Here is a 22974-nt window from a genome sequence, read left to right on the forward strand (position 1 = left end):
TAAATATTGAAACTTAAACGAATGTATTTTAACATTCCTTATTCTGCTCCCTCCCATTTACAAGTCTACCTTTTATGCAATATAAATAGCATAAAGACGCTAAAGCTACAACTATTGGAATAAGTATGACTCCTCCAATAAAGGGATAAACCGCTATACAACATGTAAAAGCTATTATAGAAAAAATTTTACCTAATCTATTATTTATTAACTTAACTCCGGCCGCAGTACCGACTATATATGTAACAATCCCTAACGAGTTCGGTATTAATACGATTCTATCTATACTAATATGAAAAACGAAACATATTAACAAACCTATTATTGCAATAAAACCTACAACTTTTATTGCATTTGTTGGCGCTGCTCTTTTTACATTAATACTTGCTAAATAACGAGGTGCAACTTCTTCCTGCCCTAGCGAATAGCCTAAACGGCCCATACTTGCGATAAATGCATTTGTCGTCCCTAAGCAAATAATAAAAGCTACAAATCCAATTAACCATGCAAATTGATTACCTAATGTTTGTTTTATTACAAGTACTAGAGCTGTAGTATTATCAGCATTAATATGATATGATTTTGTTCCCATTACTGATAATGCAATCCCCATATATAAAACTCCAATAATAATAATTGCAAATCCTGTAGACAAAATAATATTTCTTTTTCTAGGTGCTTTAAATTCTGGAGCTAAACTCGCAATTGCTTCCCAACCGAAAAACGACCAAAAAATTAATAATGACGCATCTAAAATCGGGGTTACTGCTTTCATAGAAATATGTACATTTATATTTTTCATTTCAATATAAGGTAGTGAGCTTATAATTGTTGCGATTAAAATAAAAAAAGTTAATACACCGATACATACTTGAAATGAACCGCTCATTTTTAATCCAAATAAATTGAAACCGATAGAAATACTTACTATGATTAACCCGATAATATAAGAAAAATACGATGGTAAAGAAAAGACTTTTACTATATACATTCCACCTGTCAGTGATACAATGATTTGCCCAACACTACCTGCGATAAAAAAACACCAGCCTATAATCGCACCTACTTTTTTACCAAAAGCCTTCTCAGAAAAAGTTGCAATTCCCCCTGCATTTGGATGCTCAATAGATAAAAAAGCGAATGTTAATGCAAGTGGGATACTAAGTAAAATCATAATAAGCCAAGAAATAATCGCATTCCCTTCCGCTATACTCGCAGTCATACCAGGTAATATAAGAATTCCTGATCCTAAAACTGCCCCTACGTATAAAGCTGTTCCCTTTTTAATAGAAATTGTTTCGTTGAAATGATTAGACATTACATGCACCTCCATTTATATTTTAATTATAGAAAGTTATCAGTCTATTCAATATTCAATTGTGTATGTAATTTAGCATTAGATTTTATATTATGCATGTATTTCAGAAGTTTACTTTCAACTTTGCAAAGGAGCATGAGTAATGGATGAGATTGATAAGAAAATAACCCTATTATTACAAGAAGATGCCAGGATGACAATTACAGAAATGACTGAGCATCTACACCTTAGCCGCCCTAGCGTTACAGAAAGACTAAAAAGGTTACAAGATGCAGGAATAATTGAAAAGTATACAGCACGGATATCACTGGATACAGTTGGAAAATCAATTCAAGCATTTTTAAGAATCGAAAATTTAAAGATTCCATGCAAAAAATTTGAGGAGAAAATATACGAAGAACATAGAATACTCGAATGTCACCGAGTAACAGGTGAAAGTAGCTATTACTTAAAAGTAGCGGTTCACTCAATGAAAGAATTAGAGGAATTAATTGATATCGTTATACCATTTGGTATAGTAAAAACTTCTATGATTTTATCATCACCGATACCATATCGACCGATAATTGTAGAATAGTAATAAAAAGAGGTTATCCAAAAAGTATAAAATATCATACTCTTTTGGATAACCCTTTACAATTTATAAGAACTTTTGACTAAACTTCTTTTTTAATCCATTTTATTTTCAGCTGAAATTTTAAAGTACTTCGCAGATAATTTATAAGAGCGATTCTCATTATAAAAGTTACCTAATTCATAGGATAATTCAGCAACTAAGCGATGTTGCTTTTTTTCTACTCCCACTTCAATTGCTTTTTGCATATTTTTTTCATATTCATAATAATCTCCACGTATATTGAATATTTTAGCTTTCAAACCATATAGTTGGACATGTGCAGTTGGTACATCATAAATCGATAAAAAATGAAATGCTTCATTCATAACTTTATTAACATTTTTCCAATCTTTAAGTTCTATGTACACCTCTATCATGTTTCGTAATGCATATACCTTTTGATGTTTCTCCGATAAAAATTCACTCAATTTCATAGATGAATTACCAATATCGCATCCTAGTAATTAGTTTGTCGAATTATTTAGTAAACTCGAAAGGAAGATAAACATGATTGTAAGACTAAAAAACGAATCAGCACGAAAAATAGTAAGATATGTTGGAGGCGCTGTTTTACTTTTAATAATCGCTTCTTTCCTTTATCAGTGGAAAAATGACTTAGTAATTGATCATACTGAAAGAGTCAGCTTTGCACTAGCTATCACTACTTTCCTATCTACCTTCTTACCTTTTAAAGAGAAAGTTAAGAAGTAATTACATATTTTTCATTCGCATAAAACAATTATTTTAGAATTAAAAAAGGATTGATCAAAAGATCAATCCTTTACTCTACTTCATTTAAGAAAAATAATGTTAACGCACCTGGTCCTGTATGCGCTCCGATTGCTGCTCCAATTGTATTTACGATAAATACTTCACAGCCGAATCTTTCAGTAATTAATGCTTTTAATGCTTCGGCAGTTTCTAAATCATCACCGTGAGTCATACCGATTGTTTGACCTTTAAGGTCTTTCCCGCGCTCTTCCATAATATCAACAATTCGGCTTAATACTTTCTTTTTCCCTCGTACCTTTTCAAGTGGTACAAGTTTTCCTTCATCCACATTTAAGATTGGCTTAATGTTTAGCAAACCACCGATGAAACCGGCTACTTTACTTAAACGGCCACCTCTAACAAGGTACTGTAAGTCAGCTACAGTGAAGATATGCTCCATATGCTCCATTAGAAAAGCGACACGGTTTAATATTTCTTCTTTCGATGCGCCCTCTTTTGCCATTTTTGCAGCCTCTAATACGACAATACCCTGACCGAGTGAGGCACATTTTGTATCGATAATTTCTAAATCTAAATCAGTGTATGTTTCTTTCACTTCTTTTTTAATGAGAACTGACGATTGATATGTACCAGACAATTCAGATGAAAAAGCTAAATATATACAAGGGTTACCTTCTTTTGCATAGGAAACAAATTTTTCTTGGAATGTTTCAAGTGAAGGCAATGACGTTTTATAAACTGCGCCTTCTCTCATTTTTTGCAATAAAGTAACTGATTTTAATGTAACCCCATCTAAATACTCTGTTTCTGCTTCATCATATACACGGAGTGGAATTAAATCAATATCATATGCTTGCAGCAATTCTAACGGTAAATCCGCCGCACTATCCGTAATGATTTTAACACCCATTTTTAAACCTCTATTCTGTTATAAATATATAATAAATAAAATAAAAAATATTACTTTTAAATTATATACGTAAAACTAAAATGAAGAAAGGAAAAGACTTTATATTGTATGCACTATTATTCAAAACTTGAACTGCAAATAAAAATGATTTCATTTTAACCTCTTTTTACAAGTTATTACACTGTGTATAATGAGAATATTACATTTTTTCTGAGGGAGGATACATATGAGTATTCAACTAGCTACATCTAATGATTTAGAATGGGTTAATAATCATTATGAATCGATAGGATTTGTACCAAGTGATTTAACACGAGACACAGTTGCGATCATTACATACAACAACGAGTATGCAGGTGTTGGACGTTTAGTCCAAATAGATGAAAATACTATTGAAATGGGTGGGATTTTTATTCTCCCTAAATTCAGGGGTCTACAATTAGCTGGGGAACTCGTATCATTTTTAGTACAAACTGCGAAAAAATTACAAATACAAAATGTGTATTGTCTTCCTTTCGAGGAACTAGAAAACTTTTATAAAAAATATGGCTATACTGAAGTCGATACTACGAAAGAAGTTGTCCACCCAATTATTCTAAAAAAATATAATTGGTGTTTGGAAAATTACGATACACATGTTTTACTATTTAAATTGTGAGTTTTGTAAAAAAGGAGTCAATGCACTTTGTATTACACATCAGATTATACAAGCAATTATCTGTGAATTAGCTTCTTTATTCAAACAACATATACGCCACATTTTATGCCTGTTTTTAATAAGTGTTAGCAAGTTCGTTGACAAACTTGTTAGCACCTTTTTAAAACATAAACCTGAAGAAATTCATACAATTAAGTAACTATCCTAGCTAGCAATAATATCATCCTTCATAAATATTAAAATGAATTCATTGAGGATAAACCGTTTGGAGGATATTCTATAGCACTGAATGATTTACAAAAGATTACGCATTGATACGCTACGAATAAAAATAATGAGCTAATCAAGGGAATATAATCATTTTTATGTAATTCGCACTTGTACTTCCTGTTCTTGTATCACTTGAATGATTAATTCCAATACAATATTTTGTACTAACTGATACACATTGTCATGAAATGTACTTTGTTCTGATATGTATTCAATACATTGATATATATATCCTTCTACCAATAAGCTCCCTTTTTCAACTGTAAATTTATTTTGTCCATTCTTTTTTACTTTTGGTACTAAAAATTCGGTTTTTGTCAAAATAATCTCCTGTTCCACCTCTTTTATTCCTATGACTTTTTCTGTAAATACCACTTTTTCTCGTAAACTAATTTCACCTTTATATTTTCCTATTTCTACTGGTAGTCTGGCTGTTATATAATTATTTACTTCTCCTTCATTTCCACTCTCTAATATTATGCTGTGAATAGGAATCCATGAAGATGTCTCTACCTTATTCTCTTCATTATTCCCTTTAACTTTTTGATTATATAATTCAACAAGCATTCTCTTTTCATGAAGATTTAAAGAAACTAATTTACAATAAGCCTCCGAATGATACTGTTGCACTGTAGTTAATAACTTAGAATCTAATTCACGCCCCTCCGCATATTTTTCATTTCGAAATACAAATGCATCTTGATTTTTCACATTTATTTTTGGAAATACATTAAAGCTAGACACTTCTGAAATAATAGAAAATGGCGTTTTCACTACCATTGAATGCACTGAAGTCTCTATTTTTGATCCTAAACCTATACTTTCTCTCTTTGATTCAGTTTCTTCACTTTTTTTCTCTGATTCATTTGCTACTTCTACTTTCTCTAATCCAATCACTTTATTTTCTTTTGCTGGTTCAGTCTCTTCACTTTCTTTGTTTGATTCAATTGCTTTTTCTTCTTGCTCTAATTCTCTTTCTTCATATTCTTTTGCTGATACAGTTTTTTCACTTTTTTTCTCTAATCCAATTACTTTTTCTTCTTTTTTTGATTCAATTTCTTCATTTTCTTCCTCAAATCCAATTGCTTTTTCTTCTTTTGCTGATACAGTTTTTTCACTTTCTTCCTCTAATTCAATTGCTTTTTCTTCTTTTTTTGATTCAGTTTCTTCACTTTCTTTCTCTAATACAATTACTTTTTCTTCTTTTGCTGATCTAGTTTTTTCACTTTCTTTCTCTAATTCAATTGCTTTTTCTTCTTTTGCTGATCTAGTTTTTTCACTTTCTTCCTCTAATTCAATTGCTTTATCTTCTTTTTTTGACTCTGTTTCTTTACTTTCCTTTTTTTCTCTTATTTCGCGCGAATCATCTTGAACATTCAGCATTTTCCATTTGTAAACTTTGTTCCATATTTCCTTACCAACCCATGGCTTATTCATCACCATCCCCCCATCTGATGAAATTCATAAAAATATGCTTTTTGTACGCGACCATTCCATCATTATATATGTTTTATAATAATAAAAAAGACATTGTCTTTTTATTAAAGACAATGCTTTTTTAGTCTTATACTTGTACTTGTTGTACTTGTAAAACTTTTAAAGTAAGGTCTAGTACAATTTTTTCACGAAGCGTTCCAAATGGCTCGTTTAATTCTGTTGGACAAGGGGAAAAGTCTAATTCGAAAAATTGAGCACTTACTAATTCGACATATGGTTGTTCGTTATAAAAAACTGAATTTTGGAAGAAGTATTTATCTAAACGTGGTAAATCGCCGTTGTTAGGATTAATAAAATGAGATGTAGTGTCTGAAGAAGCAGCTATTAAAGCTAGTGATAGAAAATCAGCTTCTGTTAGATCTGCAAAACCAGAAAATGGAACATTTGCAATGCGGTCATATAGAACTCCATTACACTCATCATTTGCATATTCAATATTTTTACGAATATACCCTTGTACAAATAATTTTCCTCTTGTAACTCGGTTGTAAGGTGTACCAACTACCGGAGTAAATGCTACAGGAACTAACTTACCTTGTGTTAAAAATACATTTTTTAAGACACGTTTAATCTCAGTTGCTGGAGGATCTAATGGAACATCGGCTTCTACAACAATTTGAATTGTTCTTTCCGCTAATACAACTGGTATTTTTACGATTGGTGCTCCTGGAGTAGTAATTGGTGTTGCTGCAGCATCACTTAATGGTGTTTGGGTTTGTCCCGCTACCTGACATGGTACATTAATTGGGCATTGTTCACTCATATTTTATAATCTCCTTTATATGAAAAATTTAGAGCTTTTTAACTCTCTATACTGTATATGTTTGTCTTCTATTAATGCGTGGGTTTGTATCATAGTCACTTTTATCATTTACAAATAAAAAGAGTACTCTCTCTTTAATAGTCAAATACACATAACTTAATGTACTTAATTTTCATGTATATTTACCTATAAAAAATAGAATTTCTTAACTCTCAACGTGGAAAAATACAATGATACGTTAATTAAGTTCAATAGTAAAAAAGATAACCATATTTTCGAAGAAACTTTCAAAAAATCTATTCTTACATTTATTAAGGCAGATAAATTTAAGTTTGTTGATTTCTTCATCTCATAATATCTTTGCAACTGCAATTTAATATTGGGTAACACCTGATTGTTAAAAAATAAAAACCGACTTAATAAAGTCGGTTTTTATACCTACATTGTTGTGGAATCACTTCATCTTTATCATTCACATCGTTTTTTTACTCTCACCTTTTCCAATAGAATTTATCAATACTTCTAATGAAAACAATCTTGTCGTTGTTCTCCCCTCTAATACTATTAATTAACATCTCTCTTAACACCTTTAGTTTAGGTAAAATTATCTTTGGATATTTTATCTTTGTAATTATAAAAAAGGGCTAATTGATGTTAATTTAATTGGATTTTCTAGCCTTTTTATGTTGTAAAATTCAATTCGTACAAACTCGTTCATTTACCTATTATTTACAAAAAAGTATCATACGCCTTATCAAAAACATATCCAAGCTTTTCCACTAGTTTAGCAGAAGTGCTATTCGCTGCATCCCAGTTTGGATATTTCGTCTTTTCTAAACAATCCAATATTAAAGCCGTACTTACTGCAGTCACCAATCCTTTTCTTCTATGATTCGGATCAGTAGCAACTTCAATTTCAATCCCATCATCATAAATACTATATGATGATGCACCGCATACAACGTCTCCTTTATAGAAAATACTATAACCAATACCTCGATTTATATAATCATCTATCAATTGATAAAGTCTTGCCGTGGTCAACGGATTTTCCATCTAGATGCAGAGTGCCGAAAAAAGTGAAGTAAACAAAAAATAACTCCAAAATCAACTTTTAATGTATATTTTGGAGTTACTTTACGCTTACTTTAAATTCACAATTTTCTATTTCCCTTTTCTTATTTATGTTTATCAGCTAAGTATCTAGCATAGTGAACTAAATTTCTAGCTACATCTAATTCAAGATTAAATATATTAGGTACACCTGGTCTCCAATTCACCTCAAACAACCACAATTTTTGGTTTTCATCAATCCCAACATCAATTCCTAACTCATCAAATAATACATCCTTATATAAAGAATTAAAATGGTTAGAAAAACTTACCGCAAATCGTTCTAAATACCTTTGAATATTATACCAATCGTTATCAAACTCCGTTTTTAAAAAAATATCTAAATAAGTACTATAACCACCGCTAGCCATATTTGATACAACACTTCCTAATGGACCTATTCTCGGGAATATTGAAGTAATAACCCACTTTCCTTCTCCATTTCTTTGAACATGCAATCGAAAATCATAAACATGACCAGATTTCATTTGACATGAAATAAACTGTTGAACTATGTAACCTTTCTCTTGAATCTTATCAGATAAAAAACTTAGCAATTGTTTTTTATTTATTAATGAAATTTGTTCTGACTCATTCATACTGTAATTCATCCCATGTTTTTCAATGAAAACGATACCCTTACCTTGATGTCCAGAAATTGGTTTAATAATAACTTTTCCATAACGATCAATCATGTCAAAAAACTTATTAACATCATTTAATTCATAAAAAGGAATAAGATATTGCTTAAATTTTTCTGCTTTTTTTATTCTGTTATATACACTTAATTTATCTCCGATTGAATGACTTGTGAATGGAACTTTATCATATAGATAATCAAAAATTTGCTGATTTTTATCACTAACATGAACACTTGCATTATAAATAACATCAGGAAAAGAAAATTCTTGTTCAACCCATTCACCATTTTCATAAGTTTTACCTAAAATCTTCTCAGTCTCTATATTTACTTTCCCTAAAGTAAAATAAAAAAAGTTTATACCTTCAGCTTTGGCTACAGCAGCATAAGTATATGCTTTCTTTACGACATTCGGATCTTTCCGATGATGAAGCATACCAATTATAGTCATATCGGTTCCTCTTCCCCTCTTTTTAAAGATCTTTTTCAAAACAAATATCAACTTCATTATATATATATTCATGTTCTCCTTCATTCAACCATTTTTTGAAAAGTCTAGAACAAGCTTAACCTCATTTTAATATTCTACCTATAGAAATAATAAATCTAAGGGTTTATAAAATAATTAAGGTAGGGTGGCATAAGATGGATACTATTGTTTTTATTGAAACAAATAAATCTGGATCCAGTAGGGAAGCGATCAAAGCAGCTGAAAAACTTAATTTCTTTACTGTTTTATTAACGAAAAAAACAAAATTTATTGAAGAACGCAGTACATTCCCTGATGTACATCAGATGATTTTCACTGATATAAATGATTATGATAATATAATTACTACAATTGAAAAATTAAATAAATCAGGAAAGAACATAAAAGGAATCTTTAGTTTTATTGACCCCTTTGTTTATCTGGCTGCACGTTTATCAGAAAAATTCTGCTCAAATATTGTATCCACTGAAGCTATCTATCGTATGGAAAATAAAATATTAACTCGTAATGTCCTTAAAGATTTACCAATCTCACTCAACTATTTAATTTACAAACCAACAGAACCATTATCATCTTTTCTAAAAAAAAATAAAAAGATAAATTTCCCTCTTATTGTGAAATCCCCTAAATCATCAGGATCAAAAGATGTATTATTAGTAAAAAATAAAAATCAATTAATTTTATCTATACAAAGCCTTTTAGAAAAACTACCTAATGAAGAAATTCTACTTGAAGAATATGTAGATGGACCTCAGTACTTAGTCGAAATTTTAGTTCAAAATGGAAAAGTCCATATTATAGCAGTAATTGAACAAGAAATTACACTCTTTGAACGTTTTATTGTTACTGGTTATTCTTTACTAGGACAGGTAGACAAAAGTCTATATACTAGTCTTTTCAATGCAGTTAATTCTGTTATTCAGGCTTTTAATATGAAAAATGGAGCTTGTCATCTAGAACTCCGGAGAATAAATAATGATTGGAAATTAATTGAGATAAACCCCAGAATATCAGGTGGAGCAATGAATGATATAATTGAAATTGGACATGGAATCAACTTAGTGCAAGAGACTATTCAGTTAATGTTAGGAAATAAACCTTCACTAAATAAAAAACATCATAAATATGTATACACTCATTACCTAACAGTTAAATTTAAAGGGAAACTAATTCGAGTTACAGGAAAGAACCGTAGTTCTAAATATCCTGGCGTAGAGAAAGTTTATATAAAACCTAAAAAAGGAACTGTCTTAAAACCACCTACATCAATGGGACATCGATGTGGCTACGTTTTAGCAGCATCCTATTTTAAAACAGAAGCTAAAAAAATAGCTTTAAAAGCAGCCAAAGAAATTTCATTTGAAATCCAAAAAGAATAAATGCAACATAAAAAACAAGATATATACACCAACTCATAAAAATATACTAAAATCAAGTTTCTTACAATTCTAATTATCATAATGCGTAATAAAAAAGTTCACTCCTTATCTACATTTATAGAAGGAGTGAACTTTTTTATTATGAAATTTTAATTTATTTACCCAACAAGCGACTCCAAAATGACTTCTTCTGTTCTGAAGCTACTATTAAGCATTTACTTTTATATAGTTTTTCGAATACTTACAAATGAGCTTTTATCTAATTAAAAATGTTCTCCGTGAATAATAACAAAGTAATGTTTTTTATTATTTTATAAATTTTTTCGAAACATAAAATTTTAACTAAGAGGGTTAATCAATAGATACGTTATAACTCCTTCTTAGAAATAAAAGATTCCGTCGCACCATTTTTATATATTTTAGTCAACTTAATAATTGACTTGTACGTATTATTGTCATTCATTATCATCTTTTTCATCTCTTCTATTTCGGCATTACTAGTTCCACTCTCTATTTTTAAACAGTTCGAAATGGAAAGATATCCGCTTGATGCTAAAATAATAATATAAGTAACATCAGGGAAATTAATAAATAGCAATCCAAATTTCAAAGGATTCCCAGCTGTATCCGATAAAATTAATCGAAAATCTAACAGTTCAGGTACTGGAACAAAATCCTTAGAAACAATCGCTTCACCTACTATAGTAATTTGCTTTACTACATTCCCAAGCTCATCTACAAATTCAACACATCTAGGTGGATCAATCATTTTTGCCTGTAAAGATAAACTTAATTCAGGGTTATTAAAATCGAAGAATAGTGTACTTCCCTCAGTTAAACAATGTGGACAAACATTTCCAAGTAAACTGAATTCCTCTTCAATAAATTTAACTTTCGTTTTACAACTACAAACTTTCCCTATTCGAATCGCATCAATTCTTGAACAATCTACAAATATTACCTCACTGTCTTCTTGTGCAAACGACACTATACCTTTTATCTCATTAAATGAAATAAAATAGGATACAACTATTTCGTTTCCGTCTATTACGATACTCTCAACCCTAGAATAAGGATTTAAACTTTTCAAAAATTCACATATACTATTTTGACAACATTGACAATCACGTTTCGGCTCACAATCCACTGATTCTCCATTCCTTTCCTATATGTTTTACCTAATAAATATAATATGAAAGGCATGTAAGAAAAGCTTGGACAATATAACTCTAATATTAGTCTAGATAAGTATACAGACATATGCCTGTCAAATTAAGAAACTAATCGTTCCTCAAATAAGTAATAAAATATATTTTTCACTATAAATGCATATAACAATTTCATCTTTCAACAAAAAAGCGTTATAATAAAGTGAAACTTCTATTAGCAGGGAACTTTATCTCCTACTAATGGTTAGCCCTCACCAATCGGGCAGTCATCTCCCGCCGTCCTCATCATTTACTTCTTCATCTTGAGGTGGGAGTCTACTGCTCGTTATTGCGGGATGAATTGCAGCCTCTAAGATTACGTTATAAAGGAGATTAAAACAATGACTAAAATTAAAGTATATCAAGTAAAAGAAGAAAATATGGAAGCAGTAAAAAACATTATTGATGTTGAGGAACAAAATCCAACTGCTGAGAACTTACAAAATCTATATACATGTGTATTAGATACTGAAGATATGGCATTACCTGAATCATACATTGAAGAAGATATCTTAATTGATTCTATGGAAGTTATGGTTAACGCTTCTCAAAGCAAGCTAAGAGACTTAGGTACATATGATGTAATCGAAGTTCAAAACAAAGGTAAGAAAACACACATTTTATTATTAGCAGACGAAGAATACGAAATTATCGAAGGCTAATTCGACTCCGTACATAAGAAAAAGCTCCTTTCAAAATTGAAAGGAGCTTTTTCTTTATGCTTTTGATGTTTCACTTTTCACCTTGTTTTGTTCTTTTTTATATACCATGCGCTCATTTCCCATAAAGAAAACGAATACGAACGCTAAACTTGCGGGGACTAACGCCCACATAAATGTCTGAACGATTGAACTAGAGAGAGCTTCAATAATTTTATCTAGTATTTGCGGCGGAATTTGAGATCTTGCCGATTCTGATAGAATAGCTCTTGAATCTCCTAAAGCGTTTGTATTCATTCCTCCGCTCATACCTTTAAACGATTCTTCTAATTGATCCTGGAAACCAGTTCTTTGAATCATCCCGAAGATTGTAATACCAAGTGTCATACCTAATGAACGAATGAAGTTACTCGTTGAAGTCGCAGAACCGCGTTGCTCCATACCGAAGTTATGAATAGCAGCCATACTTAGTACAGAGAATGAGAAACCAACTCCAAAACCGATAATAACCATATAAATTGTTAATAATATACGACTTGTTTCTGGCGTTAATGTACTTAATAAGAATAATCCGATTAGCATAATTACAGCAGAAATAATCATAATGTTTCGGTAGCTAAGTTTCGATGTTAAAAATCCACCTAACTGCGCTGTAACTACTGATCCTAACATCATTGGTAATAACAATAATCCTGCGTTTGTTGCCGTACCACCGTATACACCTTGAATAAATAACGGAATGTACACAGTTGCTGACATAAATGCCGCCCCGTAACATAAGGCAATAATTGTACTCATTCCGAATAGACGTTGTTTAAACATCTCAAATGAAATGATTGGTTCTTCTACTTTTCGTTCAATAACAATAAAAGCAATTACTAAAATAGCGAACCCAGCAAATAAACTTAAAATAAAGCTAGAATCCCAATCATACTTTTGTCCGCCTAATTCTAAGGCGAACATTAAACAAACTACTGCACCAACTAAAGTAATTGCGCCAAACCAATCAATCTTTTGTTCTCTATGAACTCGTGACTCTTTATAAAATAATGTAATAAAAATAAGTGCTAAAATTCCAAGTGGTAAGTTAATATAAAACACCCAGTGCCAGCTAATATAATCCGTAATATATGCGCCAAGTAATGGCCCGAAAATACTTGATAAACCAAATACTGCTCCGAATAAACCACCCATTTTCCCGCGCTTTTCTGGAGGGAAAATATCAAAAACGATAGTAAATGCGATTGGCACTAGTGCCCCGCCGCCAATACCTTGAATGGCACGATAAATACCTAACTGTGTAATATTTTCAGCAGTTCCACAAAGTGCCGAACCAATCATAAAGACGATTAAACCGAAAATAAAGAATCTCTTTCTACCATACATATCTGATAGTTTACCGAAAATCGGCATACCTGCCATTTCTGCGACCATATAGGCAGAAACGACCCATACAAAGTTTTCAAGGCCTCCTAAATCACCAACGATTGTTCCCATCGCTGTTACGACAATGGTATTATCCATTGATGCCATTAAAATCCCTAGCAATAAGCCCGCCACAACAAAACCGAGCTTATTATTCTTCTCAACCATAACCTTGCTCTCCCTCATACTACTTATATTTGTTTATGTTCTTTTACGACTGCATTACCTTTCTGATTAAAACTAGTGTGATATTCTACTACACTAATTTCACAGCCAGGGCCAATTATAACATGATTTCCTCTTACTACGTCTGCTATTGTATGTTCTAAATAAATATCATCCCCTTCAATAATTGATGTTTGAAGGCTTCCTGCATGACTTGTAAAAGGAATAAATCTCGCTTTTTTACGTACTGTAATCTTTTCCCCACCGATTTCTCTCACTTTACTTCCTTCATAACGAAGTGAGATTTCAATATTTTCAGCATTAAGCAAACCATCACTTTCAAGACCACCAGTTAGTAATAATTCCTCTACTTCTATATCTCCCTTTACATTTAAAGCGCCTTTCACATCTACGAAATCACCGGATAGCTTCCCTTTAAATTCTATCATACCTCTAACTTTTGTTTTATTAATTTGTCCGTCGCCTTGTACTTGGGCATTGCCATATACTTTTACATATTCCGCCTCCATATTCCCCTGTACTTCACTATCTCCATACACGACATAATTTTTCGCTTTCATATTGCCACGTACTTCACTCGTACCATACGTTTTAAAATCATTACAACTCATATGATTAGAGATTGTTCCTTCGCCGCGTATCTTTACTTTGTTATAATCTCCACCTGCTGAGCTACCTGATCCATTTACAGTAAGACTATGTTGATTTTCCATACCGATTCCTCTCTCCCTTTTAAACTTAAACTTGCTTAATTTCTTTTACATTTGCGCTTTTATCAACAGTAAGAACCCCAGTATATTCAATTAGTTCAATCTCACAGTTCGGCCCTACAGTAACATTGTTTCCCCTTACTGTTTTAATGTGAGCATAATCAATATCGATATTGTCACCTTCTAGCAGTTCAGCTTCTAACTGTAAGCCAAATACTGTTTTAAATAGTCTACTAAAAGCACTCAATCTATGTTTTACTTTAATGGTTTGGCCACCAATTTCTTTCGCTCTACATGTACCATGAATATTTATATTAATTTCATCTGCGCTTAATAATCCACCAACTGTAAATTGCCCTTCTGAAGAAAAAATATCAACTTCACAATTACCATCAATCGTCGCTTGACCATTGATTTTAAATTCTTCACCAGTTACATTACCACCTATCGTCCCTTTTCCTGCAATTTTTAAAGTGGTCGCCTTTACATCTTGTGTAATTGTCCCTTTCCCATCGATTCGCATCATTTCTGCACTAACTGTACCCTCAACTTTACCTGATCCGCTAATTCTCGCATCGCTACTTTTCAAATCACCAGTAACAATTCCGTAACCATTACATTCAAATTGGTCGCACTCAACGTTTCCATTAACAGTTCCTTTTCCATTTAGTTGCACTTTATGAAACTCTCCACCGTTTGATGAACCATATCCGTTTATAATTAAATTTTCTGTACGCATTATTTCTCCTCCACTACAACAGTTTAGTTTTTAATGCTTCGGTATATTTCATAATTGCTACACGTAAAACAATCTTTGTTCCCTTTTCAAAAATTAAATCCTCAACGCTTGATACTAAGAAGCATGTAGAAATCCCTAACTTCCGAATAATAACTAAGTCACAATTTTTATGTTTAATCGCTTCATAATTTTCACGTAAAACTTGTAAAACCATTTTCCCTTCTTCTAAGCTAACGTCTCCTGATTGAAGAAGTTCTTCTAACACGTATACATAAAGAATATCTGCAAATTGAAAATCTGCCGTTTTGTTCGTTTGCTCCATGAAAAATTGTAAAACAGGTTCTGATGTAATTTCTTTACGAATGAGATCTTCCTTTGCTAAAAGAATCTCTGTTACGCTTGGTGAAAACATATTTGCCAATTCATCAAGCGATAGATCCTCTTTCATCGTTTGAATTTTATCAATACGCTCTAATATCTTTTCTTTCGGAAAAAATGTTTCCTGACCTGTGAACGTTGACTTCCGTACAAACCAATCTTCCGGTATTAAATTTTTTCTCTTCCACCTATATAACTGTCCGTATGAAATACCAGTTAACTCTAATAAATCTTTTTTTGAAATTAAATCTGTAATCAACTGTATATCACTCCTTCCTAATAACAATGTAACATAACACTGTTACGCTGTAAATGGACTTTTATAACATGTAGCGTAACAATGTGGAAAACAAACTTCATTTCCATACAAAAAAGGTTCTTACACATCTTACTAAAATGCATAAGAACCTTTATATATCAAGCCTTAAACCATATTTGATAAAAATCAATCCAACCTTGTGGATTAATCATTATATTTTGCACTTTTTCGTGTGAACTTACTTGCTGTTTGTTACGGTATAAAGGAATAATATGAATTTGACGTAACAATGTGTCTTCAATATCGTGTAACAGTGTCATCCGTTTCTCTAATTGATTCTCTATAAAATAAGACTGCAATACTTCGTTAAATTTTATATTGCTATGTTGATGAATAAAGCTGTTTTTTGTAAGAAACATATATAGTAAACTTTCTTCAATACGCTCACTAATTGTCGCACTATCATGTATTATATCAGCCTTTTGTATCGTACTTGCTTGCAATAACTCTTTTGTTTCAAGAAAAACGACTTCAATAGTGACGCCATACTTCGCACACTCTTTTTGTATCCAATCTGAGTCTTCAACATGATCTTGTTCTGTAAATGTATATAGTCGCAGTGTTTCATTACGGTAAGAGCTCTCTTTAATAAGCGTATATATGTCCTCATTTATATGTATAGTGCCACCCTTTGTTAGAACCAATGCTTCTGCTATTTCTCCGCGCGCTCCTTGCAATTCCTCGATAAGCGCATTGCTATGAATGATTTTATGTAGAGCTTTCCGAAACATCGTGTTTTGCATAGGTCCTTCTTTTGTGGTATTTAATGTAATGTATGTTACATTCGACTCAAGTCTAGTTAGTTCTTTATAATGCTTTTCTATATTGTTATAGTGTGCTTTCGCTAAAATATCGCACGTATTTACGCTGTGCTCTACATTCCATAATTCAATTCGATCGAGAAATGGTCGCTCGCGAAAATATAAATCATTTGCTTCTAATACGAATACATCCTCATTCTTTTCACATAATCGAAACGGTCCAGTACCGATTAACCTTCCATCTCCATCTTCATTTACAATAGAACACTGTTCTGTACTTAAAGCATGTAAAAACAACTTATTATCTGTAGATAAACGAATCTGCACAATGTAGTCATCAAGAATATGTAAACTTTCAATGTGCTGTAACATCCAAGCATGCGGGTTATTTTTCTCTTTCATAAATCGTTTAAATGTCTGTTCAACATCATAAGCGGTTAGTTCTTTTCTATTATGAAATTGAACACCTTTTCGTAAGTAGAAGGTCCACATATATTTCTGGTCATCATATTCCCAATAAAACGCAAGTCTTGGCTCTACACTGTTTGTATTTCCGTCTATATACACTAACGTGTCGTATATATGTTTTACCATATGACATTCCGAACGCATCGTAGCGTATACAGGGTCTAATGCAATGTCTAGATTCATTTGGACTTGCAAACGTAGTACATCTCTTCTCCCTTTAGATGTCCTTTCGACTTGATACCCGAATATCGAATCTATCCAAGTTTGAAATTGAGTTTGAAGTGATGGAAAATATGAGCTATACCTTTCAATAAATGCACTCCCGTTTTTTACATCCCCTTGTTTCGTTATTTCTTTTCCTCTTTCTAAAATTAAAGAAAGTGGATGTTTTTGAAATAACAACTTTGAACGATTTCCTCTTCCTCGGCCTGGAAACCACATAATCCAATTAAATTCTTCTAATTTTTTTATGATTAATTTACTATTTCGCTCTGTACAAAATAAAGTTTCAGATATATTTTGTATTGTTATTTCTAATTGTTCTCCCTCTGCTCTCCCATTTCCATACTGGAGCCACAGGTGCATATATTGCTCCAAAATAATCATAAAACGCCCCCTAAAAGATGAAAAATCTTCCTCTTTCATTCTACCCTTTTTCATTTCCGGCTTCCATCTTATCATTTCAATATAGAAAGGAGGAAATAAAAATGAAGTATCTTTTAAAACGTTATAATAAGCCTATTCTCATTCGATTGTTCGGTGAATTGTTAGTCCGAACGACTGAAGCGATGTTAGCTATCATTTTTATTGTTCACGTTAATAAAGCGTTAAATGGTAATGTTATAGTTACAATGCTTCTTTTCGGATTACAGCCTCTCGCTGATATTGTGTTTACATTAATCGCTGGAGGTGTAACAGATAAATACGGCCGAAAGAAAATAATGTTACTCGGATTACTTTTACAAGCTTTTGCCGTAAGCGGATTCGTTTTTGCTGAATCGGTCGCCTTTTTCGCCTTATTGTATGTAGTAAATGGTATTGGACGCTCTTTATATATTCCGGCACAGCGAGCACAAATCGCTGACTTAACGCAGGAAGAACAACAGGCAGAAATATTTGCTGTTCTTCAAACGATGGGAGCAATCGGCTCTGTAATTGGCCCATTAATTGGCGCCTTTTTCTATACTAGTCACCCTGAGTATTTATTTATTTTGCAAGGTGTAGCCCTTACGCTATATGCTATTCTCGTTTGGACGCAGCTTCCTGAAACAGCTCCACTCATGAAAAACGTTAATAAAACTAAAGAAGTATATTCGACAAAACAATTTATTTCAAAGCATTACGCTGTGTTTGGACTTATGGTTTCTACGCTACCGATTAGTTTTTTCTACGCTCAAACCGAATCGAATTATCGTATATTCGCCGAAAGTGTATTTCCAAATTTTCTATTTGTACTCGTGTTTATCTCAACTTGTAAAGCAGTCATGGAAGTTATGCTCCAAATTTTCCTTGTGAAATGGTCAGAACGATTTTCTATGCCAAAAATCATTGTTATTTCCTATACTTGCTATACGTTAGCTGCGATTGGCTACGGCTATTCCACAACAATATGGTCATTATTCTTCACATTGCTCTTTTTAGTAATTGGGGAAAGTATCGCTTTGAATCACTTACTACGATTCGTTTCACAAATAGCTCCAAGTCATAGTCGCGGATTGTACTTTTCTATATACGGTATACATTGGGATATTTCAAGAACTTGTGGGCCTTTTGTAGGAGCATTGTTATTAAGTAAATTAAGCGGTAGTACGCTATTTTATATTTGTGCCTTCTTATTAATAATTGGCGGTATTATTCAAGCTTTTTTTGTTCAATCGTTAGAAAGAAACAAAACAAAAGAGCTGTCCCTATAGGAACAGCTCTTTTATTTAACCTGCCATTTTATTAATACTATCCTCCGGTGAGAACACAGAAATATGATGTACTTTACCAGTCGATTTTGGAATTACGAATTTCAATTCAAACTGGTCATTTACTTTATAAACATAAATTTTATCATTACCATTTTCTTTAACAGACGCTGGTTTTCCTAAAGCCTTTTCGATCTCTTGTAACATAATCACTTTAAGTTCTGAATGGTAAGATCGCACGTCAAAGACTTGTGATCCTTTATTAAAGCCAAATGCGACATTTTTATTTGTAAACGTCGCATACATCCCGTTTCCTGCTTGCTCCGTCTTATCAGCTTTCCCCCACACCTTCTCTATTTCTTCAATATCTCCTGTATGCGCCGCATATGGAACATTAGGTACTTTACCTACTTTCGCTTGCTCAAATAAATCTTTTACATGGTTAATTGATTTTTGATTAAGCACTGTATTTTTCGTATTAGACTCCGTTGAAGGTTTTACCGATTCTTGACCTTTTTGTTTTTCCACAGGTTCTTTCTCTTTTTTGGGAGCAGTCTCTTCATTCTTTTTACTCTTTTCTGACGTATCGCTCTTTTTTTCCGTACTATTTTCTGATGTTGAATTAGTTTGCTTCTTTTCCTCAGCGTTAGTACATGCGGTTAAAGCCGCTACACACGTTAAAGTTAGGAAAAATATAAGTACTTTCATATATACTTTCATCATTTTCAACCTCCCTCTTCAATATATTCACTTTTGTAACCATTCCATAACACTACTCCTCAAATTATTTCCCCCCAAAAAAGTAAGTGCTTCCGTTTCTCCGAAAGTACGGACCATATACTCTATATATGATTTTCCTAAAAAATAACCGAGTCGGTTGTATCCGAAATAAGTCCCTCCGGATAGACGGAACCATTCTTTCTCTTTTTCACCTGTCCACCCTTCAACATAATCTTGTAAAAAATGTTTCTTAATGTGCTCTTCAATTTCTTTATAATATTGTAACGATGAATCACCATTACTACTACATGAATAGTAAACGGACTCACTTAAACCTTTAACTATTAGTTGTGATAAATAGGTCGCGACCCCTTCACGATATAAACTTACCGGGGCATCATTCCATTCTCTTGTAATGCTACATTATGATATATATGTCCGATTTCATGAGCAACGATAACACGGAGGTGCTCCCTTACAGGAGATAATTTCTCAGCCGCAAAAAATATATCCCCAATAATCTCCCTTTCCACAAATGCATTAGAACCAAATCCACCTACAAATATATGAAAAGTTACATCTATATTACTACCAAATTGAATGCGATAGTCCTTACTAACTTCTTGAATAATTGATGGTACAATTTCTGAAATAATACGAATGTCTTCTAGTTTTGCAGGATACTTTTCAATCGCACTAGAGAGACGTTCTTCTGTCTTAGGACAGTGAAACTTAAAATACTCTTCGAATGCCTCTGGGTGCATATCATAATATTTGTTCAAGTCATGTAATCCTATATCATTGCTTTCCAAAAGCTTTAAAAAGCTTGGAATTGTATTGTTAATCATCTTATTCATCTCCTTATTTACACCTTCTCTCCTTACTCGTTATATCCTTTTTCTATAACTTAAAATACACTGTCACAAAGGCTCCTTTAAATGCAAAAAACCAGCAGGGAGTGAATAATCATTCCCTGCTGGTTTAATATTTTTGGGGTTTCTGAAATTTAATCAAACCATTTTTCGCCGTCAGAAATCCATTAAAATTGCCTATTTATATAATTAAAAAAGCTGCCCTATTAAAGGACAGCTTCAAATATGTATTTTTACACTTCGATAGATTTACCATCTTCAACGATATGGTAAAGTAAGTGCGCTAAATGATGAATTGGACCATTTTCTTCCTCTTCTTCATTTGTCTCACCTTGGAATTCAAGATCATTTAAGTATAGTGCTAAAAATTGATAGAACAATTTCAAATCAAATCCGTAGCAAGCACTTGGTTCTTCATGATCTCCTTCATATTGTAACATTAAGTATTGCTCGTTTCCTTCTGTATCTTCAGCATCAAAGAATACGAAGAAACCAACGTTTGTATCTAAATCAAATAGATGACGAGTACCTTTTTCTGTTGCTTTCTCGAAGTCCTCTTCACTTAATTTATGTACTGTTGTTGCCTTTGCATTATCCTCTTGATGAAAATTTACTGTAAATGATTTCAATGCTGACACCTCCTAATTGTATAACAGTAGCATAACAGATTAGACAACATAATACAAAGGGACTGCTTACAAATGTAAACAGTCCCCTGTATTCATTTCCGCATTGCACGGAATATAAAGCTTACGATGAAAATCAAAACAATCGCGCCTATTAAAGCCGGAACAATCGCATATCCGCCTATAACAGGTCCGAATTTACCAAGTAACGCTGTACCAAGCCAAGAACCGACAATACCTGCAATAATATTACCGATTACACCGCCAGGTACATCCTTCCCAGTAATTAAACTTGCAAACCATCCCAATATACCACCAACGATTAAAGACCAAATCATATCATTTCCTCCTTTATAATTGACCAATAAAAATTATAATCAGAAACAATTGCTTACCATTAGTTATGTTACATTTTTCGTAAGTTATTCGTCTTATGAAAATCATTCAAATCTGCTCACCCTTTTAAGGACAATCTGGCTTCAATATTGTTCTCATAAATTCGTCTTTAAACGCTTGATAATTAAATTCAACGGCAATTTTTTGTATAGGACGATTATCAAACGTCGTTGGCTCAGCTATTTTTCTAAAATCTGCAACACTTTGACCTCTCGTTACATCATTCGTCGTACTTATCCAAACTGCTGATTTTTTATATTCAAAAATATCATCATTTATAAATGAAATGAACGGAAGTAAATCGTGAATCGGACTCCCAGCAATACCTGGATATTCTTTTTTGTAAAAGTTCTCGTAATAAAAATCGATCATTGGCTTAATAAGTTTCGCCTGCCCGGTTCCTTCTTTATCAATAATATCGACCATTTCAGGGGTAATAAGAGCACGCTGTGTTACATTTAACGGATATATAGTAGCATTCTGCGCATATTTCATAACGATATTCGCGGCAATTGGATCGCCGTAAAAATTAGCTTCTGATACAGGTGTAACGTTTCCCGGAAATAGAAAAGCACCGCCCATTATATAATAAGAACATACTCGATTCATTAAATTGGGGTACAATAAAAATAATGTTGCAAGTGTTGTTAATCGTCCCGTCGCGACTATAATAATATCTTCTGGACAAGGCTCAATTAATTTAATCAATTCACAAAAATTTTCTCTGTCACAAATTCTCATTTTCGGTGGAATAATTGGACCTAAACCGTGATCCCCATGAATTTCAGGGAAAAACAAAGGTTCTTCAGCTGTCATTGGTCTACTGGCACCTTCAATAATCTTCACTTTTGTAGCATAGTATCTTTCTAAAAAATAAACATTTTCCGTAACAATTTCTCTTGATACATTTCCATACTCTGCAACGATACCGATAATATCTAATTTGCATGTTTTATTCGCATAAATTAACGTCACTGCATCATCAATACCAAAATCTCCGAAAAAGATTATTTTTTTATTAACTTTCCTCACCCCTCTCCAGCGTAATCTACTATCATTATTATGCGAAAAAGACAAGGCGGTGAAACAGAGATAATTAAAAAAGCCGCCTATTTATGAAGTGCACCCCGATTGTTAGACACAGTCTAACAATCGGAGGTGCACTTTTTAATGGCTAAACTTTCTTCAAAAGAAAAAATACGAGCGATAAG

General features: G+C 32.5%; 21 protein-coding genes and 3 pseudogenes. 6 read left to right on the top strand and 18 right to left on the bottom strand.

Annotated elements, in window-relative coordinates; genetic code table 11:
* Nucleotides 1–28: 28 nt before the first annotated feature.
* On the bottom strand, nt 29–1318 hold the full coding sequence (locus ABH957_RS12820; RefSeq protein ID WP_404453525.1) for an APC family permease: 1290 nt from the start codon (nt 1316–1318) through the stop codon (nt 29–31).
* A 142-nt stretch (nt 1319–1460) separates the two neighbouring features.
* On the opposite strand from ABH957_RS12820, the gene ABH957_RS12825 reads away from it, so the two are divergent.
* Complete coding sequence (locus ABH957_RS12825) at nt 1461–1895, top strand: Lrp/AsnC family transcriptional regulator (RefSeq protein WP_103458577.1); 435 nt, start codon at nt 1461–1463, stop codon at nt 1893–1895.
* Nucleotides 1896–1987: 92 nt separating this feature from the next.
* Here ABH957_RS12825 and ABH957_RS12830 read toward each other — a convergent pair.
* A pseudogene (locus ABH957_RS12830) lies at nt 1988–2371 on the bottom strand (helix-turn-helix domain-containing protein); the annotation flags it as partial.
* Nucleotides 2372–2441: 70 nt separating this feature from the next.
* On the opposite strand from ABH957_RS12830, the gene ABH957_RS12835 reads away from it, so the two are divergent.
* Nucleotides 2442–2645: a hypothetical protein gene (locus ABH957_RS12835; RefSeq protein WP_002136809.1), complete on the top strand. Its 204-nt coding sequence runs from the start codon at nt 2442–2444 to the stop codon at nt 2643–2645.
* Nucleotides 2646–2715: 70 nt separating this feature from the next.
* On the opposite strand, the gene ABH957_RS12840 is transcribed toward ABH957_RS12835, so the two are convergent.
* Nucleotides 2716–3576 carry a DegV family protein gene (locus tag ABH957_RS12840; protein ID WP_002136810.1) on the bottom strand — a complete coding sequence of 287 codons (861 nt, stop codon included), beginning with the start codon at nt 3574–3576 and terminating at the stop codon, nt 2716–2718.
* Nucleotides 3577–3802: 226 nt separating this feature from the next.
* On the opposite strand from ABH957_RS12840, the gene ABH957_RS12845 reads away from it, so the two are divergent.
* Complete coding sequence (locus ABH957_RS12845; RefSeq protein WP_404453522.1) at nt 3803–4234, top strand: GNAT family N-acetyltransferase; 432 nt, start codon at nt 3803–3805, stop codon at nt 4232–4234.
* 363 nt (nt 4235–4597) lie between these two features.
* On the opposite strand, the gene ABH957_RS12850 is transcribed toward ABH957_RS12845, so the two are convergent.
* The 4 genes and pseudogenes from ABH957_RS12850 to ABH957_RS12865 all read right to left on the bottom strand — a co-directional run bounded on the left by ABH957_RS12850 (nt 4598) and on the right by ABH957_RS12865 (nt 9040).
* A complete protein-coding gene (locus tag ABH957_RS12850; protein WP_404447014.1) occupies nt 4598–5941 on the bottom strand; it encodes a BC_2427 family protein in 1344 nt (447 codons plus the stop codon).
* A 127-nt stretch (nt 5942–6068) separates the two neighbouring features.
* Nucleotides 6069–6764, bottom strand: coding sequence for a CsxC family protein (locus tag ABH957_RS12855; RefSeq protein WP_002065863.1), 696 nt, complete (start codon nt 6762–6764; stop codon nt 6069–6071).
* A 718-nt stretch (nt 6765–7482) separates the two neighbouring features.
* A pseudogene (locus ABH957_RS12860) lies at nt 7483–7790 on the bottom strand (GNAT family N-acetyltransferase); the annotation flags it as partial.
* A 152-nt stretch (nt 7791–7942) separates the two neighbouring features.
* Nucleotides 7943–9040 (bottom strand): YheC/YheD family endospore coat-associated protein, encoded by a 1098-nt coding sequence (locus ABH957_RS12865; RefSeq protein ID WP_113937623.1) that lies wholly within the window; start codon nt 9038–9040, stop codon nt 7943–7945.
* Between the two features lie 122 nt (nt 9041–9162).
* Between ABH957_RS12865 and ABH957_RS12870 the strand changes: the two genes are divergently transcribed.
* Nucleotides 9163–10386, top strand: coding sequence for an ATP-grasp domain-containing protein (locus ABH957_RS12870; RefSeq protein ID WP_002065857.1), 1224 nt, complete (start codon nt 9163–9165; stop codon nt 10384–10386).
* A 367-nt stretch (nt 10387–10753) separates the two neighbouring features.
* On the opposite strand, the gene ABH957_RS12875 is transcribed toward ABH957_RS12870, so the two are convergent.
* Nucleotides 10754–11533, bottom strand: coding sequence for a BC_2878 family exosporium-associated protein (locus ABH957_RS12875; RefSeq protein ID WP_404490898.1), 780 nt, complete (start codon nt 11531–11533; stop codon nt 10754–10756).
* Between the two features lie 402 nt (nt 11534–11935).
* Between ABH957_RS12875 and ABH957_RS12880 the strand changes: the two genes are divergently transcribed.
* Nucleotides 11936–12256 (top strand): hypothetical protein, encoded by a 321-nt coding sequence (locus ABH957_RS12880; protein ID WP_105584988.1) that lies wholly within the window; start codon nt 11936–11938, stop codon nt 12254–12256.
* A gap of 54 nt (nt 12257–12310) precedes the next feature.
* On the opposite strand, the gene ABH957_RS12885 is transcribed toward ABH957_RS12880, so the two are convergent.
* From ABH957_RS12885 to ABH957_RS12905, 5 genes are all read right to left on the bottom strand, one after another.
* Nucleotides 12311–13846, bottom strand: a complete 1536-nt coding sequence (locus ABH957_RS12885) for an MDR family MFS transporter (protein ID WP_002084972.1) — start codon at nt 13844–13846, stop codon at nt 12311–12313.
* Between the two features lie 23 nt (nt 13847–13869).
* Nucleotides 13870–14577 carry a polymer-forming cytoskeletal protein gene (locus ABH957_RS12890; protein WP_404453515.1) on the bottom strand — a complete coding sequence of 236 codons (708 nt, stop codon included), beginning with the start codon at nt 14575–14577 and terminating at the stop codon, nt 13870–13872.
* Nucleotides 14578–14602: 25 nt separating this feature from the next.
* Nucleotides 14603–15313 (bottom strand): bactofilin family protein, encoded by a 711-nt coding sequence (locus ABH957_RS12895; protein ID WP_002189907.1) that lies wholly within the window; start codon nt 15311–15313, stop codon nt 14603–14605.
* A 13-nt stretch (nt 15314–15326) separates the two neighbouring features.
* Nucleotides 15327–15950 (bottom strand): YhbD family protein, encoded by a 624-nt coding sequence (locus tag ABH957_RS12900; protein ID WP_002189908.1) that lies wholly within the window; start codon nt 15948–15950, stop codon nt 15327–15329.
* A 158-nt stretch (nt 15951–16108) separates the two neighbouring features.
* A complete protein-coding gene (locus ABH957_RS12905) occupies nt 16109–17884 on the bottom strand; it encodes an SgrR family transcriptional regulator (protein WP_404511378.1) in 1776 nt (591 codons plus the stop codon).
* Nucleotides 17885–17946: 62 nt separating this feature from the next.
* Between ABH957_RS12905 and ABH957_RS12910 the strand changes: the two genes are divergently transcribed.
* Nucleotides 17947–19152, top strand: coding sequence for an MDR family MFS transporter (locus ABH957_RS12910; RefSeq protein WP_404453512.1), 1206 nt, complete (start codon nt 17947–17949; stop codon nt 19150–19152).
* Between the two features lie 15 nt (nt 19153–19167).
* Here ABH957_RS12910 and ABH957_RS12915 read toward each other — a convergent pair whose 3' ends face one another.
* The 5 genes and pseudogenes from ABH957_RS12915 to ABH957_RS12935 form a co-directional block, all read right to left on the bottom strand.
* A complete protein-coding gene (locus tag ABH957_RS12915) occupies nt 19168–19872 on the bottom strand; it encodes a YjgB family protein (protein ID WP_404453509.1) in 705 nt (234 codons plus the stop codon).
* 24 nt (nt 19873–19896) lie between these two features.
* Nucleotides 19897–20717, bottom strand: a pseudogene (locus ABH957_RS12920) (aminopeptidase).
* A 257-nt stretch (nt 20718–20974) separates the two neighbouring features.
* Nucleotides 20975–21370, bottom strand: a complete 396-nt coding sequence (locus ABH957_RS12925; protein WP_002084959.1) for a hypothetical protein — start codon at nt 21368–21370, stop codon at nt 20975–20977.
* Between the two features lie 92 nt (nt 21371–21462).
* Nucleotides 21463–21705, bottom strand: a complete 243-nt coding sequence (locus ABH957_RS12930) for a GlsB/YeaQ/YmgE family stress response membrane protein (RefSeq protein ID WP_002013368.1) — start codon at nt 21703–21705, stop codon at nt 21463–21465.
* 124 nt (nt 21706–21829) lie between these two features.
* Nucleotides 21830–22795, bottom strand: coding sequence for a nucleoside hydrolase (locus ABH957_RS12935; RefSeq protein WP_002013369.1), 966 nt, complete (start codon nt 22793–22795; stop codon nt 21830–21832).
* Between the last annotated feature and the right edge of the window lie 179 nt (nt 22796–22974).

The organism is Bacillus sp. RC242 (assembly GCF_044908245.1).
GTDB lineage: Bacteria > Bacillota > Bacilli > Bacillales > Bacillaceae_G > Bacillus_A > Bacillus_A mycoides.

Coding starts and splice junctions, on each gene's coding strand:
- ABH957_RS12895 (WP_002189907.1), bottom strand. CDS start 15,313: ATGCGTACAGAAAATTTAATTATAAACGGATATGGTTCATCAAACGGT.
- ABH957_RS12930 (WP_002013368.1), bottom strand. CDS start 21,705: ATGATTTGGTCTTTAATCGTTGGTGGTATATTGGGATGGTTTGCAAGT.
- ABH957_RS12855 (WP_002065863.1), bottom strand. CDS start 6,764: ATGAGTGAACAATGCCCAATTAATGTACCATGTCAGGTAGCGGGACAA.
- ABH957_RS12915 (WP_404453509.1), bottom strand. CDS start 19,872: ATGATGAAAGTATATATGAAAGTACTTATATTTTTCCTAACTTTAACG.
- ABH957_RS12865 (WP_113937623.1), bottom strand. CDS start 9,040: ATGAATATATATATAATGAAGTTGATATTTGTTTTGAAAAAGATCTTT.
- ABH957_RS12825 (WP_103458577.1), top strand. CDS start 1,461: ATGGATGAGATTGATAAGAAAATAACCCTATTATTACAAGAAGATGCC.
- ABH957_RS12880 (WP_105584988.1), top strand. CDS start 11,936: ATGACTAAAATTAAAGTATATCAAGTAAAAGAAGAAAATATGGAAGCA.
- ABH957_RS12890 (WP_404453515.1), bottom strand. CDS start 14,577: ATGGAAAATCAACATAGTCTTACTGTAAATGGATCAGGTAGCTCAGCA.
- ABH957_RS12850 (WP_404447014.1), bottom strand. CDS start 5,941: ATGAATAAGCCATGGGTTGGTAAGGAAATATGGAACAAAGTTTACAAA.
- ABH957_RS12905 (WP_404511378.1), bottom strand. CDS start 17,884: ATGAAAGAGGAAGATTTTTCATCTTTTAGGGGGCGTTTTATGATTATT.
- ABH957_RS12840 (WP_002136810.1), bottom strand. CDS start 3,576: ATGGGTGTTAAAATCATTACGGATAGTGCGGCGGATTTACCGTTAGAA.
- ABH957_RS12885 (WP_002084972.1), bottom strand. CDS start 13,846: ATGGTTGAGAAGAATAATAAGCTCGGTTTTGTTGTGGCGGGCTTATTG.
- ABH957_RS12835 (WP_002136809.1), top strand. CDS start 2,442: ATGATTGTAAGACTAAAAAACGAATCAGCACGAAAAATAGTAAGATAT.
- ABH957_RS12845 (WP_404453522.1), top strand. CDS start 3,803: ATGAGTATTCAACTAGCTACATCTAATGATTTAGAATGGGTTAATAAT.
- ABH957_RS12820 (WP_404453525.1), bottom strand. CDS start 1,318: ATGTCTAATCATTTCAACGAAACAATTTCTATTAAAAAGGGAACAGCT.
- ABH957_RS12910 (WP_404453512.1), top strand. CDS start 17,947: ATGAAGTATCTTTTAAAACGTTATAATAAGCCTATTCTCATTCGATTG.
- ABH957_RS12870 (WP_002065857.1), top strand. CDS start 9,163: ATGGATACTATTGTTTTTATTGAAACAAATAAATCTGGATCCAGTAGG.